Annotated in this window: 16 protein-coding genes and 1 pseudogene; 12 read left to right on the top strand and 5 right to left on the bottom strand. The window is 37.2% G+C overall.

From position 1 onward, the window contains the following. Positions 1 to 86: 86 nt before the first annotated feature. From WMO75_RS01055 to WMO75_RS01035, 5 genes are all read left to right on the top strand, one after another. A complete protein-coding gene (locus WMO75_RS01055; RefSeq protein ID WP_227221955.1) occupies positions 87 to 1,031 on the top strand; it encodes a ParM/StbA family protein in 945 nt (314 codons plus the stop codon). After that, positions 1,028 to 1,480: a hypothetical protein gene (locus WMO75_RS01050; protein ID WP_227221954.1), complete on the top strand. Its 453-nt coding sequence runs from the start codon at positions 1,028 to 1,030 to the stop codon at positions 1,478 to 1,480. The genes WMO75_RS01055 and WMO75_RS01050 overlap by 4 nt, the downstream gene beginning before the upstream one ends. A 770-nt stretch (positions 1,481 to 2,250) precedes the next feature. Next, positions 2,251 to 2,631, top strand: a complete 381-nt coding sequence (locus WMO75_RS01045) for a plasmid mobilization protein (RefSeq protein WP_227221953.1) — start codon at positions 2,251 to 2,253, stop codon at positions 2,629 to 2,631. Next, positions 2,580 to 3,821, top strand: a complete 1,242-nt coding sequence (locus tag WMO75_RS01040; protein WP_227221952.1) for a relaxase/mobilization nuclease domain-containing protein — start codon at positions 2,580 to 2,582, stop codon at positions 3,819 to 3,821. Before WMO75_RS01045 ends, WMO75_RS01040 begins: the two co-directional genes overlap by 52 nt. A gap of 13 nt (positions 3,822 to 3,834) precedes the next feature. Further along, the gene (locus tag WMO75_RS01035) at positions 3,835 to 4,482 is read left to right on the top strand and encodes a DUF6040 family protein (protein WP_319638474.1); all 648 of its coding nucleotides are present in this window, start codon (positions 3,835 to 3,837) and stop codon (positions 4,480 to 4,482) included. Positions 4,483 to 4,523: 41 nt separating this feature from the next. Here WMO75_RS01035 and WMO75_RS20070 read toward each other — a convergent pair. The 5 genes and pseudogenes from WMO75_RS20070 to WMO75_RS01010 all read right to left on the bottom strand — a co-directional run. Then, positions 4,524 to 4,592 (bottom strand): annotated as a pseudogene (locus WMO75_RS20070) (hypothetical protein); the annotation flags it as partial. A gap of 139 nt (positions 4,593 to 4,731) precedes the next feature. Further along, entirely contained in the window at positions 4,732 to 5,358 is a 627-nt protein-coding gene (locus tag WMO75_RS01025; RefSeq protein ID WP_118048550.1) for an ABC-2 transporter permease, read from the bottom strand. Continuing rightward, entirely contained in the window at positions 5,355 to 6,212 is an 858-nt protein-coding gene (locus WMO75_RS01020) for an ABC transporter ATP-binding protein (protein ID WP_227221950.1), read from the bottom strand. Before WMO75_RS01020 ends, WMO75_RS01025 begins: the two co-directional genes overlap by 4 nt. Positions 6,213 to 6,223: 11 nt before the next feature. Continuing rightward, positions 6,224 to 6,595, bottom strand: a complete 372-nt coding sequence (locus WMO75_RS01015; RefSeq protein WP_118044672.1) for a GntR family transcriptional regulator — start codon at positions 6,593 to 6,595, stop codon at positions 6,224 to 6,226. 561 nt (positions 6,596 to 7,156) lie between these two features. Further along, on the bottom strand, positions 7,157 to 7,708 hold the full coding sequence (locus WMO75_RS01010; protein WP_227221949.1) for a helix-turn-helix domain-containing protein: 552 nt from the start codon (positions 7,706 to 7,708) through the stop codon (positions 7,157 to 7,159). Positions 7,709 to 8,354: 646 nt separating this feature from the next. Between WMO75_RS01010 and WMO75_RS01005 the strand changes: the two genes are divergently transcribed. From WMO75_RS01005 to WMO75_RS00975, 7 genes are all read left to right on the top strand, one after another. Beyond that, positions 8,355 to 8,600 carry a DUF6870 family protein gene (locus WMO75_RS01005; RefSeq protein ID WP_016286640.1) on the top strand — a complete coding sequence of 82 codons (246 nt, stop codon included), beginning with the start codon at positions 8,355 to 8,357 and terminating at the stop codon, positions 8,598 to 8,600. A gap of 129 nt (positions 8,601 to 8,729) precedes the next feature. Next, on the top strand, positions 8,730 to 10,403 hold the full coding sequence (locus WMO75_RS01000; RefSeq protein ID WP_227221948.1) for a recombinase family protein: 1,674 nt from the start codon (positions 8,730 to 8,732) through the stop codon (positions 10,401 to 10,403). Next, the gene (locus WMO75_RS00995) at positions 10,404 to 12,059 is read left to right on the top strand and encodes a recombinase family protein (protein ID WP_227221947.1); all 1,656 of its coding nucleotides are present in this window, start codon (positions 10,404 to 10,406) and stop codon (positions 12,057 to 12,059) included. Beyond that, positions 12,052 to 13,617, top strand: coding sequence for a recombinase family protein (locus tag WMO75_RS00990; protein WP_227221946.1), 1,566 nt, complete (start codon positions 12,052 to 12,054; stop codon positions 13,615 to 13,617). Before WMO75_RS00995 ends, WMO75_RS00990 begins: the two co-directional genes overlap by 8 nt. A 79-nt stretch (positions 13,618 to 13,696) precedes the next feature. Continuing rightward, positions 13,697 to 14,209, top strand: a complete 513-nt coding sequence (locus WMO75_RS00985; protein ID WP_227221945.1) for an ImmA/IrrE family metallo-endopeptidase — start codon at positions 13,697 to 13,699, stop codon at positions 14,207 to 14,209. Continuing rightward, on the top strand, positions 14,203 to 15,654 hold the full coding sequence (locus tag WMO75_RS00980) for an NUDIX hydrolase (RefSeq protein ID WP_227221944.1): 1,452 nt from the start codon (positions 14,203 to 14,205) through the stop codon (positions 15,652 to 15,654). The genes WMO75_RS00985 and WMO75_RS00980 overlap by 7 nt, the downstream gene beginning before the upstream one ends. Beyond that, the gene (locus tag WMO75_RS00975; protein ID WP_227221943.1) at positions 15,644 to 16,171 is read left to right on the top strand and encodes a Pycsar system effector family protein; all 528 of its coding nucleotides are present in this window, start codon (positions 15,644 to 15,646) and stop codon (positions 16,169 to 16,171) included. The genes WMO75_RS00980 and WMO75_RS00975 overlap by 11 nt, the downstream gene beginning before the upstream one ends. The last annotated feature ends 355 nt before the right edge of the window (positions 16,172 to 16,526 follow it).

Raw genomic sequence — 16,526 nt, 5'->3', positions numbered from 1 at the left:
AACGTTTTAGCTGATACAAATATAGGTTTTTCCCGAATTTGGGAAAAAGTAAAAAAATAAAAATTAAGAAAGTGTGAGGTATGATTATGAGAATGATGAAAATCAACAATAATGAAACAGTTATGGTGATCGGGATTGATCATGGTTATGGAAACATGAAAACAGCTACCAGATGTTTCCCATCCGGTGTAGCCAGATATGACAAGGAGCCAATCTTTCAGAATAATCTTCTTGTTTACAATGGCATGTATTACCAGATCGGAGAGGAACACAAGGAGTTCTGTGCAGAGAAAACGCAGGATGAGGACTATTATGTGCTGACACTGGCGGCTATCGCAAGAGAACTTGATGGGAAAGGTATGAACAGGGCAAAGGTACACATTGCAGCCGGACTTCCCCTTACCTGGGTAGCTACACAGAAAGAAGACTTTCAGAAATATCTTCTCCAGAATGAAAGTGTGGATTTTACATTCCGTAACAAAGACTACCATGTAGAGTTTGCAGGAGCTGATATTTACCCACAGGGGTTTGCAGCAGCCTTTTACCGATTACAGGATTTCAAAGGAATCAACATGCTTGTGGATATTGGAAACGGAACTATAAACATCATGTATATCAACAATTCCCGTCCATTAGAGAAGAAATGCTTTACAGAGAAATATGGAACGCATCAGTGTGTGCTTACTGTAAGGGAATCCCTGCTGAAAGAACTGGGAACAGTGGTGGACGATCTGGTGATTGAGCAGGTGATCCGTACCGGGACAGCAGATATTGGTGAGAAATATCTGACAGTCATTCGTAAAGCTGCCGGAGATTATACGAAAGAAATTTTCCATAAGCTGAGAGAACGGGAATATAATCCAGAACTGATGCGTCTGTATGTGGTCGGCGGTGGCGGTTGTATGATCCAGAATTTTGGAGAATATGACAAGAGCCGGGTGACAATTGTACGGGACATCTGTGCCACAGCGAAAGGCTATGAAGCAATGACCGTAAGGAAAATTCAGAGAAACGGAGGGATGCTTGTATGAGAAAAGAACGGAAAATCATCAACACAAATATCCGTTTGAATCTTTGTGATGAACAGGACAGGCAGGCATGGGAATATTTGCAGACGATGGACAGGGAAAAATATAAATCGTACACCAGAGCAGTTGTAGTTGCTTTAAACGATTATTTTTCCAGAGAGTACAGGAATGAAGCAGATCCGTATCTGGAAACCAGAGAAAAGGAAGATGCGTTTTTGGAAAGAGTGGAAACAGCTGTCCGGGATGGAGTGAAAGAATCCGTTCCGATGGCTATAGCGAAGAATCTGATGGAAATGCTTGTACCGTTTGTAAAAGAATCGGTAGGAGAAAGTAAGCTGTCGGACAGAATACTAACAATGGAAAAAAAGGATGGAGAGATTACAGAAGATAATCTGGACTGGGAGAAAGAAGCTGATATGGATGCAGCACTGGATTTTGCAGATAGTTTTTAGTTGGCTGCAGAATAACAGTAACAGAGAATAAGATTGACAGTAAGGAACAGCTTTACAAAAACAGAATAGCAGAAAAAGACAATGGCAGTGGTGACATTTCAGACATTATGAATTGGAGAAATGTTTATGACTGCTATTTTGATGTCTTTTAGCAGAGCTGGAAAGAGATCCAGTAAAAGAAAGACAGAAATAACAGGAAAATATAACAGAAAAGCGTTGGTAGATGGGTGGATGGAACAAGCAAGGTGAAGAAAAGAATAGAGTGCCGGATACGGCACATGATTGTCCGATACTTCGCATCGGAGTGATGCACGAACAGCCTGTTTCAGAAAGAGAAAATCTATCGAAATGGGAGCTTTTCTATTTCTTCCACAGTCTGTCCCTGCACCACAAAACCACCGTCATCTCTATTTAGGCTGGATAACGCAGAGGAGAAATGTTACTTGACTGGTGCTAGTTCAGTGGTGGGGAGATGACAGGCAAGTTTCGCAAAGTGGCAAGCCACTATGCACCGGAGCCAGCCTTTGGGCTGTTCCTAAACTTGCCAGAGGGCTCCGCCCCTTGGAACCCCGGCACGTCAATGGCGTAAGTATTCCTGCGAAATGTCCACCGGACATTCCTACGGAACACTTACTGATTGACTAGGACGCTGTCCTGCACCTGTATAAGGGAGCGTTGCACTCCCTTATATATCCCCTGCTAATCTACCTGCCGGAAAGGTTATGAATGATTTATAAAAAAGATAGAGTGGAGAAAGGAGACAAAGATTTATGCGAAAACGAAATTATACAGTAACGATACGAATGAATAAAGAAGAGTATGATCTGCTCCAAAATAAAGTAAAGGAGTCTGGACAGACTCAGCAGGCGGTTGTAATTCATGCAATAGCAGGTTTAAAAATTGCTTCTGCAGAGGAAGTGGAAGAACTGAAAACGCTGAATCAGATTCTTGCAGAGATACTTAGTCAGCTTCGTGGTGCAGCTACGAATTTGAATCAGATTGCAAGAAAAATGAATACGGATGGTTTTATGCCAAGGGAAGATATTCTGTATTATCTCAACAAAAATATTCTCAAATACAGGAAGGAGAGTGAAAAGATATGGCTATTAATAAGACGATTAATAAGCGGACAAATACACATGGAGCAATGAGAAACTGTATCGAATATGTTTTGCGACAGGACAAGACAAGTGAACTGCTTACTTATGTAACAGGTCCGTGCTGCTATGATGAGATCAACTATGATCTGGTGTATAGAACCTTTTTAGAAGAAAAGAAGATGTGGGATAAAGATTCTGGGAGAATGTACGCTCACAACATTATTTCCTGGCATAAGGACGAGCAGATTACTCCGGAGCAGGCATTAGAATTTGGAAAAGAGTTTGCAGAAAATTGGTTCAGTGGATTCCAGACTTTAGTGGCTGTGCATAAGGATAAAGATCATATCCACTGCCATCTGGTTACTAATTCAGTGAGTTATGAAGATGGGAGAAAGCTGCATAATACAAGAAAAGATCTGGAGCGGATGAAACAGCTTACTAATCAGATGTGCCGGGAACGTGGACTGACAGTTGCCGAGAAAGGAAAGCACTTTAATGGAAGCCAGATTGAAAAAGGGGAAGTCATTGCATGGAGCAAAGACAAATATAATCTGTTCCGTCAGCAGGTAAAGGACAGTTTTGTAGCGGACTGTGCAATGGCGGTATTAAAGGTACTGGAAAATTGTATCAGCAAAGAAAAGTTTATAGAAAAAATGAAACAGTTTGGATGGAACGTAAACTGGACAGAGAAACGGAAGCACATCACTTTTCAGAACCAGGATGGGAAGAAAGTGCGAGATAGCAATTTGTCAAAAACATTCCATCTGGACATCAGCAAGGAGGGACTGGAGAATGAATTTGATAGAAATAGGCAAAAAGCCAGAGATTCAGCCAACAGAGACAGCAGATCGGACGAAGAACTCAGAAACTATTACAGAGAGCTTGACGCAGCCATTGCAGACACCAGAGGAATCACCAATCAAGCTCAAAGTGGAGAGAGATATTCTCGTACAGAGTTTCGAGAGAGCGAAAGAGTTCATGCGAACACAGAAAAAGCAGATACAGACACTGGAAGAAGAGAAACAGACGATCTTATCCGACAGGCAGAGATTGCGAGAAGAAGTTCGGAAATCAACCGTAGAAATTCAGCGTCTGACAATCGAATTGTCCGAAACGCAGAAGCTGAATCAATCGCTTCAGCAGAGCAACGACGATCTGAGGAACAGGAATGGTTTGAAGAGCAGGAGCGAGCAAGAGCAGCTCGAAGAAGAAATAAGAGACGTTCGGAACCAGAACTCTAAACTGCAGATACAGGTGAATAAATCATCTGTTGAAGCAGTAGATGAAGCACAGAAGAAACAGAAAGAAGCAGAGAAAAAGATGGAACAGGCAGAAGCCAAAGCCCGTAACGAAAAGAAAAGTACAGAGTTGGAAATCCGCAAAGCAAAAAAAGAAGTAAAGGCAAGAACTGAAAAAATGAGGGATATAGAATATTTCTGGGGAATGGGATACGTTACAGTAATCCTGTTTGCAATCGTACAGAATGATGCTTTTCAGAATGACTTTATAGATTTTTTCAGGACTCCATTCATGTGGTATGTTCGATTTTGTGAATGGTTGGTACATCCAACCTATGATAACGGATTCAACCAGAAAATAGCATATACAGGCGGAGAAGCATGGATTATTAGGATTCTGGCGATTGTAGCTGTGCTTTTTATATTGGCAATCGTTATGGTAACAATCGTGAAAGTAATAAAAAGATACAAAAAAATGTGGGATGAAATTTCACAGATGTTTTTGCTGGGAAGTCTTTCGGGGATTGCAGTACTTGGAGATGTAATCAGAGAATATCTGCCAGTGAATTTGATTTTGACATTTGGATTTATCAATGTGGGAATCATGCTGCTTAAAATGTATTTTCAGAAGAAGTTTGAAGAAAAAAGCCATCACTATGATTAGGAAAATACAAAAGCCGATAACCACAGTTCAAGAACTGTGTATTATCGGCTCTGCGGCTGTGCGTCTGGCGTTTTAATAGCAGTTATATGGAATTGTTCAATGTCGATTAGGCATTCGCTTTTGCACTTCGGACAAAAGAGTGGAAAATTTTGTCACCGGCTCATTTTCTCAGATTTTGTCGCGAGTTTTATTTCCGTAGACAGGGAAACGCACCCACTCGACACTTACTTTTATTTGCGTCTCTACTTTTTATTTTTTCCTTGAATATCCTATAACACTAACAAAATACGATGCAACTACTATACCCAAAACAAAAATAGCAATCAACATAGGATTTTTAACCAAATTTTGAGTAACGTAGTCCATATCTTTTGATATTTTACTTACGAAAAAGATAACGAGAAGTGTGCAAATCATTCTCACATACTGAACGCTCATATAGCCAAACCACTGTGCTATTGCTAAACATATAGAACACCATAAAACAGGTAATGCTATTGCAATGGCGATAGAAAAACCAAACTGGCTAAGTGTAAAATTATGATAAACCACATAACGAATGATATAAATGATAACTGTACCCATTATACTAATCGGAACAAGAAGCAAGCTAGTCAAATATTTACTGAAAATGATTTGGTACTTACTCATCGGCAAGGTTAATTCATATTGTTTCCATGAAGTCAATCCATCATAGGTCATGGTCATCATTAAGTGCATACCGATAAAAAGTGAAAAAAAAGCCGATGACATAATTGAGTAAACTTCATTCTCTCCGAAGAATGAAATTGCTATTACAAAAAAATACATTACAAGAATGACTTTTTTATTCATTTTCTTCATAAGCAATAAATCCTTAAAAACCAATCCTTTCATTTGATACCTCCTTTGATATAGAACAGCATAATGTCCTCAATAGAAGCGTCATCAATAATTAGATTTTGGTATCTTTTTTTTGCAGCTACTTTGTCATGTATTAAGCATTCCACGCTAAGATTTGTTTCTCGACAACATACATAGTCATCTGGCGAAACAGTATTAAATTCTGATTTTTTACAGCGTATAATTCCATAATTATAAATGAGGTCATCTTTCTTTTCCTCAAAAATAATTTTTCCATTATGAATCAGAATTACATAGTCAGCAACCTTTTGTATGTCAGAGGTTATATGTGTAGAGAACAAAATAGAGTGTTCTTCATCTTGAATAAATTCTAAAAAAATATCCAAAATTTCATCTCGTACAACAGGATCTAACCCTGTTGTTGCTTCGTCTAAAATCAGAATCTGGGGTCTATGCGATAGTGCACAAATAATTGACAATTTCATCTTCATACCTTTTGAAAGTTGCCCTATTGATTTATTTAATGGAACATCAAGGCGTTTCATATATTCTTCAAACAAATTCATATCCCATGTTTTATAAGATCCCGAAAGGATTTGGGCAATATCTTTTGCATTTAAGACGGAATGGAATTTACATTCGTCAAAAACAACACCAATGTTTTCTTTATGCAAATAAGAATGATTTTGTTTACCCAATATTCTTATTTCACCTGCATCCAACTTCAACTGGTCTAAAATTAAATTGATAGTTGTACTTTTTCCAGCACCATTTTCTCCTATGAAACCCACAATACGTCCTGTAGGAACTGTAAATGAAATATGATCTAACATAAAATCATCAAATTTTTTAGTCACTTTTTTTACAACAATACTGTTCTGTTCCATAATTTCACCTCTCATTCTTCAAAAAATAGTTTTAGAATATTAGCCATTTGCTCATAGCTGATACCATGAGTACGACCGATTATAGCAACCTTTTCTAAAAATTCTTCCGCTATTCGTAGTTGTTCTTCTTGAATAAATTCTTTATTTGGTGATGCAACAAAACTACCTTTTCCCGATACGGTTTCGATAAACCCATCTCGAGTTAAATCTTCGTAAGCTCGTTGAACAGTAATAACACTTATATGCAGGTCTTTTGCCAGTGCACGCATGGAAGGCAGGGCTTCTCCGGCAGATAGGGTACCATCCATGATTAAACTCTTGATCTGCATAGAAATTTGTTCATAAATAGGCTTATCACTACTATTACTTATGATAATTTCCATTCTAACTTCCTCTCACCACCTTCTGATATATGCGTACTTGTACGATATGTACAGTGTATATGATAGTGTCAGAAATGTCAATAAAGTAATCCTACAATTCATTAAAATATACAATATAAAGTTTTCAAAAAATCAGCGTAATCCAACCTGTCAACCGGCATAATAGGGTTATTTCTTTGTACAAATCAGCACGATAATGATAGGATGAGCGATGATGAATTAGAACTTCTGTCTCCATGGAACGAAATTGTCAAAGCTGAAATCGAACGTCGTGTAAACGAATCAAATCAATCATATGTGAATTGTCAAGGTGCTCTGGCTACTGAAAAGTAGTCGGGGATTTTTTCTATCATACCTAAAAATTAAGCGCTTATCATATATTCAGATTGGCAGTGAAGTAGTTGCTAAAGAATATCCAAATAGACGGGAATATGCTGTTTGTGAAGAGGTGCTTAATGATTGTCTGAAAGAAAAATACATATAGTAGAAGAGCATTAGATTAAAAAAAGAATAGCTCCCCATTATTGGAATATTTTCCAGTTTTGGAGAGCATTGTATTTGCTATATTCGCCATTTTTTCTTAGGTTCATATTTCCCACACCCGTCACAGGTCTGTGGCCAGTTGATTTTCCATTCAAAATACTCATCTCTGGTAATCTCACCGGATTTCAGTTCTTCTTTTCTGAGAACCCATTCTTTCATAAAATCATTGAGAACTCCATAATTGAACCACATACCAACAGGTGGATGAGCAGGCCAGTTATCAGAGTTATGGTAACGGACTGCAGTATCTTCGCTGGAATTGCATTTCTCTTCGGGATAAGTTTCTAACTGAAAGAGATTGATAGATGCCGGATTAAATTCATCAATCCAGAACAGGATTTCCATAAGTTCAGAAGCATCCATAGTAGTAGGTTCATGCAGTGCCAGTGGATTTACGTCCAGAATCTTAGCCATTTCAGTTACCAGATCTTTACGGGGAACCCTGTAATTCGTTTCGTATTGAGCAAGGCGGTTTGCACCTTTAGCGCCCCAGCCGAGGGCAGCTCCAAGTTCTGCCTGTGTCATGTTCCGGAATGTCCGGATTTTTTTTATTTTATCACCGATTGTCATACCAAATTTCCAACTTTCTTTTTGATAAATCCATTTTACTACCAAAAACAAGGAATGTAAACAGAAAGATTCGCATTGAAGCGAACAAAATACTTGACATTCGCATAAAAGCGAATTAAAATGACAGTACGATAAAGGTTCGCATGAAAGCGAATGTACAGATGAGGATAAATATTTTTTTGTAAATTATTGCAAAATGAGGTTGGTAAAATCCTTCTGTCAGGCTTTATTAGTGAGAGGATTTTTTTGAAGAGAACAACATTTTGGTGTTTCCAGGCTGTAATAAGTGAAAGGATATTCAAAAAAATCTCTTTTGTACCTTGAAAATTACATGAGCTGTATAATCTGATTCCACAGATGCCATAACCCTGTAAATGATTTTACGGGCGAGCGTCGAAGATACTCCGGAAACGGCTGGTAAGTTTGCGAAGAAGCTGCCAGCATTCAGAAATATTCTGATAGAGGTTGGACGTAACGCTGACAACAGATTATACGAATGGAAGCCAACACGCTGAACAGAATATGCAATGCCATAGTAATAGATAAAATTTGAGAACAAAATGTGAAAGGTAAGGTGATGTGATTGAGAAAATTGTAGGTATAGGACGACTTATACAAAGAATATGTTGGAAAAGAGGTGAGCATCATGGTGAATCAGTCAGTAATAGATTCCAGTGTTAATCTGGAGCAGTTAAAGGACATTGAAGATTTAATTCCTGATATGGATAAAGCTATTTCTGAAAAAGTGGAAACTTTTCTGGATAAATCTGGCGATCAGCCGTATGCTCACATGAATGAAGGGTATGTGGTAGTCGTGGAAATGACAGGAGAAATGGATGCTACAGATGCGATCAGTGATTATCTAAGAAAAAGAACGGAGTTGATGTATTAGATGCAAGTCTTGAAAAAATATCTTGCGAAGCTACAGATGTTATGTTAATGTGAAGTCAGGGAAAATGAACGTGATACATGGTTTCTGACTTCAAATTCAATGGAATAAGTAAGTTGGGAGCGATGTGAAATGGAACAGATGCAAATGAATATGCCAGATATATACGATGCTGCATTATATCTTCGATTATCGAAAGATGATATGGAAGAGGGCGGTGCGAAGTCAGAGAGCAACAGCATTGCAAATCAGAGAGAGTTACTTCGGAGCTTTGTAAAAAGCCAGCCGGATATTCAGATCTTTGATATATATGTGGATGACGGATACTCAGGAGGAAATTTTGACCGACCTGAGTTTAAACGAATGACAACTGATATAGAAGCTGGAAAAGTAAACTGTGTGATTGTAAAAGACTTATCCAGATTCGGAAGAGAATATATAGAAGCCGGGCGATGGATCGAAAAGACCTACCCGGCTTTAAATGTGCGTTTTATTTCAGTTACAGACCAGTTTGACAGTAAAACAGCAGATTTTTCAGAGAAGTCATTTGTAGTTCCAATCAAAAATTTTGTAAATGAAAGTTATTGCCGAGACATTTCCGGTAAAGTGCGAAGCCATCAGAAAATCAAACGTGAGAAAGGTGAATTTATTGGAGCATTTGCACCGTATGGTTACTGCAAAGATCCGGAGAATAAGAACTGTCTGGTGATTGATTCTTATGCAGCGGATATTGTAAGAAAAATATTTTCATGGAAAATTGATGGGTTCAGTCTTGGAGCAATCGCAGAAAAACTGAATGTACGTCATGTGCAGTCGCCAAAAGAATATAAAAAGGCAAATGGTGAAAATTACAATTCCGGATTTCATAGTTCAGATACACCGAAATGGTCGGCAGTGCAGATCAAAAGGATTCTGACCAATGAAGTCTATATTGGAAACATGGTACAGGGCAAGCAGGAACGAATCAGCTATAAAGTAAAGCAACGCTTGGATAAGCCAGAATCAGAGTGGGTGAAAGTAGAAAATACGCATCCGGCAATTATCAGGCAGAATGATTTTGATGTGGTTCAGAAGCTGCTTCAATATGATGGCAGGGCATCGAAAACATCAGACAGTGCAAACTTTTTTTCAGGTTTTGTATTTTGCGGAGATTGCCATACACCAATGATACGCAGGGTAAATCAATATAAGGGGAAGAAAAAAGCCTTTTATATTTGCCAGACAAAAAATAAAGGTGGAGATTGCACCAGACATAGTATTCCGGAAGAGGTGCTGAAAAGAATTGTATTGAAAGAGATTCAGGCATATACGGCACTTTTTATAGACTATCAGATGATTATGGAAGAACTTTGTGAAATGAAAGTCAGTTACGATCAGGTAATTGGTTATGATACACAGATTAGTAAGTTACAGGAAGAATATAACCGCTATTACAGTCTGAAAGCATCTTTGGGTGATGACTTGAAAGAGGGACTGATCAGCAAAGAGGAGTTTGATGATTTTAGGGAAAGTTACGGAAGAAAATGTGAAGAACTGGAGCAGATGATTGAAAATCAGAAAAAGCTGGTAAAGCAAATGTTTGAGGGTGGAGTGTCTGCAACTGTTCAGTTGGAGAACTGGAAGAAATCACTGGAAATCAAAGAATTGGATCGCACATTGCTGGCACTGACCGTAGATAAAATCTATATTTATGAAAACAAGCAAATTAAAATTCACATCCGCTATCAGGATATGATTGAGAAGATGAAAGTCATAAGACGGTTTTATGCGGAACACAGGACAGAGTGCAGGAAAGAGGTGGGATAAATGGCAAGAACAGCAAAAAGATATAAGAAAAACACAGAGAAGAAGATTTCTGGTATTCCGGTATGTATGGCTGCAATTTATGCCAGATTATCCGTAGACAATGATGAAAAAAAGTCAGAATCTATTGAAACACAGGTTACGCTGATAAAAGAATTCATTCAGAAGCACAATGAAAATCCGGACAGAGAGTGTGAGATTGTTGTGTATGATATTTATTCTGATCTTGGAAAAACAGGAACAAATTTTGACAGACCTGGATTTGAATGGATGATGAATGATGTCAGAGCAGGCAAGATAAATTGTATTCTGGTAAAGGACTTCTCACGATTTGGAAGAAATTACATCGAAACTGGTAACTATCTGGAAAAGATTCTTCCTTTTATGAAAGTACGGTTTATTTCTGTATGTGACAACTATGATTCATTTGCACCTGGTGCTAAGAATCAGGAATTATCTATGAATATCAAAAATCTGGTGAATGATGCTTATGCGAAAGACATTTCTGCAAAAGAACGGGCTGCGAAACGTATTGCCCAGAAAAATGGTGAATATGTGGGATCTACAGCTCCATACGGATATTGTGTGGAAAAGGTAAATGGGATTTATAAGCTGATTGTGGAACCGGAATCTGCAAAGATTGTTCGTAGGATTTTTGAAGAATATGCTTCTGGAGATAGTATACAGAGTATTATTGACAGGCTGTTTGAAGATGGGGTACATCGGATTTCGGACTATAACCAATATCATCATGTGTACTGTCAGGATGGAGAGAATCTTCATCAGTGGGGAAATTCTTCGATACGTGCGGTTTTAAATCGAAATAATTATTATGGTGATCTGGTTCAGAGAAAATACGAATCAAGATTTCAAAGAGGGGAAAAATGGTGTGACATACTGGATGAAAGTCAGTGGATTATTACGCCAAATGCCCATGAAGCGATTATCAGTCGAGAATTGTTTGACAAAGCACAGGTCAGGTTAAAAGCAGCACAACAGAAAGCAGCAAAAACTACAGCAGGATGGGAAGAGGATGAAAGAGCATTTTACAATGTATTCTATTGTGGAGATTGTAAGCGAAAAATGTGCACACGCAGATACGGAAATGATGTGCTTTACTTTTGCAATGCTGCCCAGTATCGGGATGAAAGGAAATGCAGTCATAAATCTATTTCCGAAGGAAAACTGCAGAAAATTGTCCGTTCGGAGCTGACCAGACAGTTTCAGTTATCCGACTTACGGAAAAAGGATATGTCTGCTATAAGCAGTGCAGTCTTTCTTGCCAAAATCAAAGAAATTCAAGCAGAGATCAGGAAACTGGATGCAGATATGGAAAAACGTTCAGAAAAACTGGCACAGGCATTCATGCAATATAAAGAGGGTGAACTTTCCAAAGAAGCCTATATAGAAATGAAAGATGACCGTAATAACTGGAAAGTATTCTGCGAAGAGAGAAAGAGAACTCTGGAGCATACCATACAAAAGCTGGAAAAACAGCAGAAAGAAGAAGCCAGATTTTTACGAAGTCTGCTGGAACTGGATGGGACAACCAGAATCAATGCGGAACTTGCGGAGAGCTTGATTGAAAGTATGTATCTATATGGTGATGGCAGACTGGAAATCAACTTCGGGTTTAAGGGGGCGGTAGAACATGAGTGATCAGAAACTGATTATTGGATATTATCGTCTTTCCATGGAAGATGATTCAGAGGGAGAAAGTAACAGCATTATCAATCAGAGAAAACTGGTCAAAGATTATATTTCCAATATCCCGGAACTGGCTTCTATGCCATTTCAGGAGTTCTACGACGACGGGTATTCTGGTTCCAGTATGGATCGTCCGGCAATTAAGCAGGTTTTGGAATTTGCCAGAGAGAACAAAGTACAGTGTATTGTGGTAAAAGATTTTTCACGTTTTGCCAGAAACTATATTGAGATGGGAACTTATCTGGAACAGATTTTTCCATTCCTGGGAGTACGATTCATTTCTATCTCAGACCGATATGATTCTAAAGATTATAAGGGAAAGAGTTCGGATATTGAAGTACAGTTTAAAGGACTGATAGCAGATTTTTATGTGAAAGACCAGTCCGTAAAGGTAAAAGCGGCAGTCAGTACCAGACGAGGAAAAGGTGAGTATTGCTGTGGCTCTGCACCGTATGGGTATCGAATCAATCCTGAAAATAAGAAAGAACTGATGATTGTAGAGGACGAAGCGGAAGTGATTCGCAGAGTATTTGAACTGACCAATCAGCGATATTCCAAGATGGAGATTTGTAAGTTATTCAATGAAGAGGGTGTATTGACTCCCTTGCAGTCTATGAGCAGACGACAGAAATCAGACAGCAAGAAAGCTGCATCAAGAGGATTGCAGTGGACGAGTGATATGATACGGAAGATTGTGGATGATAAGACTTATATAGGCTGTATGGTCTATGGAAAGACAAAGATTCCAGATCCCGGAACAGGGAAAGAAGTACCAGTGCCGAGAAATCAGTGGAAAGTGATGGAAAATCACCATGAGCCGATCGTATCAAAAGAAGTTTTTGAAAAAGCACAGTCCCTGCAGATCAGATACACAAAGAAAAGTAAATTTGACAGGGAAACAACACTGTTAGGTGGCTATGTGAAGTGTGGAAATTGTCGCAGAAGTCTGACTTCAAGCAGTCCGGTTCATGGTCATATCCTTTATAGCTGTGCTTACAGTAAAGGAAAAGAAGATACAGGATGTTTTGCAGGGAAAGCTGATAACAAAATGTTGGAGTATATCGTACTGGCAGAAATAAAGGCATATTTACGTCAAAATATTAGTCAGGAACAGATGCAGCAATCTATGAGAAAACAGCATGAGGACAGCATAGAAGCCTATAAGACGGAAAGTGCAGACTGTGAAAAACGTCAGGAGCAGATAAAGATTCAGAACCGCCAGAACTATGAGAAGTATCATGAGGGACAGATGAATCAGAAACAGTTCATGGAAGCAAAGAAGCAGTTGGAAGAAGAAAGAGAACGACTGCAGAAACGTGTACAGGAACTGGATGAACTGATAAACGGAGAGAAAGAAATTCTGATGAAAAAAAATGTTCCGGTGGAGCAAATGTTGAAGTATTTAGGCTATGAGAAGCTGACACGAGAGATGCTGGAAGAATATGTGCAGGGAATATATGTGTATGATGATGGGAGAGTGGAGGTGGAATGGAGAAAAGAAAAATTTTAATCAATAGTTGTGGAGGTATTGAATATGGTAAAAGGAGTATGATATAATGAAAAGACATTAAAGAGAGGGAAGTGATATAATGGATATTTCTACTAGAAGAATGATTAATTCATTAGCAGAAGATATACTAAATGTATATGACATTTCTGTTCCGATTCAGAATATTGGTGATATTGTTGAAATATTAGGTGGTACTATCCAAAAAGAAACTTCATTTTCAGATGGCGCAGTTGAAAAGGAAGGGGATGGATTTAGGATTATTGTATCCCCATATCAAGACGAAAAAAGAGAAAGATTTACAATTGCGCATGAATTAGGACATCTCTTTCTTCATATGGGATATAGAACTAATAAAGAGTTATGGGCAAGACAAGAGAATAACATTTATCATCGAATAGGAAGCTCCGAAAAAGAATATCAAGCAAATGAGTTTGCAGCAGCTTTTTTAATGCCAGCATCGGAATATCTTACAGTCCTTAAAAGGATTGCGGACGGTAACGTAGTAGATACTTCCAAGATTGCAGAGTATTTTAATGTGTCGGTAGAAGCTGCATCTAATCGAGGAAAATTTTTGGGGTATTTAAGATGGTAAAAGAAGATCAGACATTAAGTAAATATAGCAAGCTAATTGAAGATTTAAATATACAAAAGGAAAAAGTGATAGCTCGACGAACTGTTGAGCTATTCTTTTCTTTTGATATAGTAAATTCGTCTGCTTATAAAACGATGAATTATACTGGATGGTATAATGTAATTATTTCTTTGTTTAAAAAGATTCAGGCTAATGTAATGAAATTAATGCCAGGAGCAGAGATGTGGAGAGTTTTAGGAGATGAAATTATATTTATTATTCCAATAAAGGAAAAACAAGATTTTTTTGTTTATACAGACAAAATATTCGAAATTTTAAATAATTTTGTATATCAATTAAAAACAGGAAAGTTTTTTGATGAATTGGAAGCTGATGATGCTGAAAAATTATTAATGAAAACACAGAATATTATTTCCTTAAAGGCTGCTGCGTGGATTGCAATTGTAGGAGAAGAAATACAACAAATAGAGAGGTATGATAATTTACTAGAAAGATATAAATTAAGAGAAGGATATGGTCTTATTGAGTTTTTAGGAAATGATATTGATACTGGATTTAGAGTAAAAAAAGAAACTGAAAATAGGCGTATGGCCATCAGCTTTGAACTTGCTTATATTCTTTCAAAGGATACAGATTATTTAAAAAATATATATATCATTACATATAAATCTTTAAAAGGAATTTGGCAAAATAGGATGTATCCTATTATTTGGTATCATGATCCTAAATATGCGGAAAATGTACAATTTGAGGATAGCTTTTTTTATGATGAAAAGAAAGAAAATACTTTAGCAAAAGAATATTTTTCAAATAGAGAAAGACCTGTTTTGAAAGAGGAAATGTATAATGATGTTTATGGTGCATTAAAGAAAATATTATTTGATCAGAATTTGGCTGAAAAATTCACAAAAATAGAAAAAATAATAGAAGAATCACAAAACTCACCAACTATATCGGGGCATCTTTTGGAACCACAGTTTTTTTTGCGGCTTCATTGTGTAGCAGTTTGCTATGATAAATCTACAATGAAAATATTGATAATGAAACGATCAAATAGTCGGAAAAAGTATCCAAGTAAGTGGGAATTTGGTTGTGCCAAGGGAGCATTAGAGACTTCATTGAGTGTACAGATTGAACAAGAGTATTATGAGGATTTTGGATTGAAAATCCAAGTTGTTTGTGATGCAAGAAGGGATGATGAACAACCTATACCATTGGCACTGTATGAGGTTGAAAGTGAACAGGGAAAAGATAAAGGAGTCATTTCCTTGGCAGAAATTATAGAACCTTATGATATAACAAATTTTGTGGAAAACGGCAAACATTCAAGTGTAAGATGGATTTCAAAAGAAGAAGTTGAAGATTTTAAAGAAGATGCTGTTAAGGATTTTAAAAATACATTGAAATTGGCTTTTGAAAAAATGGAGGAGATAAATGGAAAATAGTGATGATAGAAATTCAGCAGTATCCATATTGGAAAATACATTTTCAAATATTAATAATTGGTTGAGTTTTGCGGAGGCAAAAAATGCAGCTTTAATTGCATTTAATATAGCTGTTCTTACAGCAATGTTAGGGAGCGTAGATGTGTTGAATAAGAACGTACTATATTATATAATCAATTGCGCTTTGATAATATCTTCAGGATTAGCATTGATGTCTTTTAAACCTAAAACGGGAAATAATAAAAGAACAATACAATCGAGCAATGATGCAGATAATTTATTGTTATTTACTCATATTGCAAAATATACAAAAGAAAAATATTTAATTGCGGTATATCGAAAATATTTGAATATAATAAAAAGAGAAGAAGATTTATCCAAAATAGAATTAGATTACGCGGATGAAATAACATATAATGCACAGATTACGGTTAATAAATATGCATGGTTTAACAGAGCGTTATGCGTAGATATTGGTAGTATGTGTTGTATTTTAATTTTGATTATTATTGCATGAGATGGAGCAATGACATAACATCCTCCCCACCTACTTTGTGACAATTATATAACGTCCTCTATACAGAAATATGCGGTTTTAAGCCATTTTCGTGGCAAAAAAGCCGCATATTTTTTGTAGCAATGACTTGACATCCCCGGGAAAGCTGTGCGTAGCACAAAGTCTTCCTAAAATATGAAAATATAAAATTTTTACAATTGCTGTCAGAAGAAAAATGGTATAATAAGCCTGAATTATTCACGGCAAAGCCGTGATCGTGGCTGAAAGCCACATAGTTACTGTATTTTAATTGCATATTGCTTTTCACTTGTTAAGTGAATAAAAAAAGAGCATCCATTTGTGGTAAAATTAAGGT

It is taken from the genome of Blautia intestinihominis (assembly GCF_040096655.1).
GTDB lineage: Bacteria > Bacillota > Clostridia > Lachnospirales > Lachnospiraceae > Blautia_A > Blautia_A intestinihominis.
Note: the sequence above shows the minus strand (reverse complement) of the source record. Positions and strands in the feature narration are given on the sequence as shown.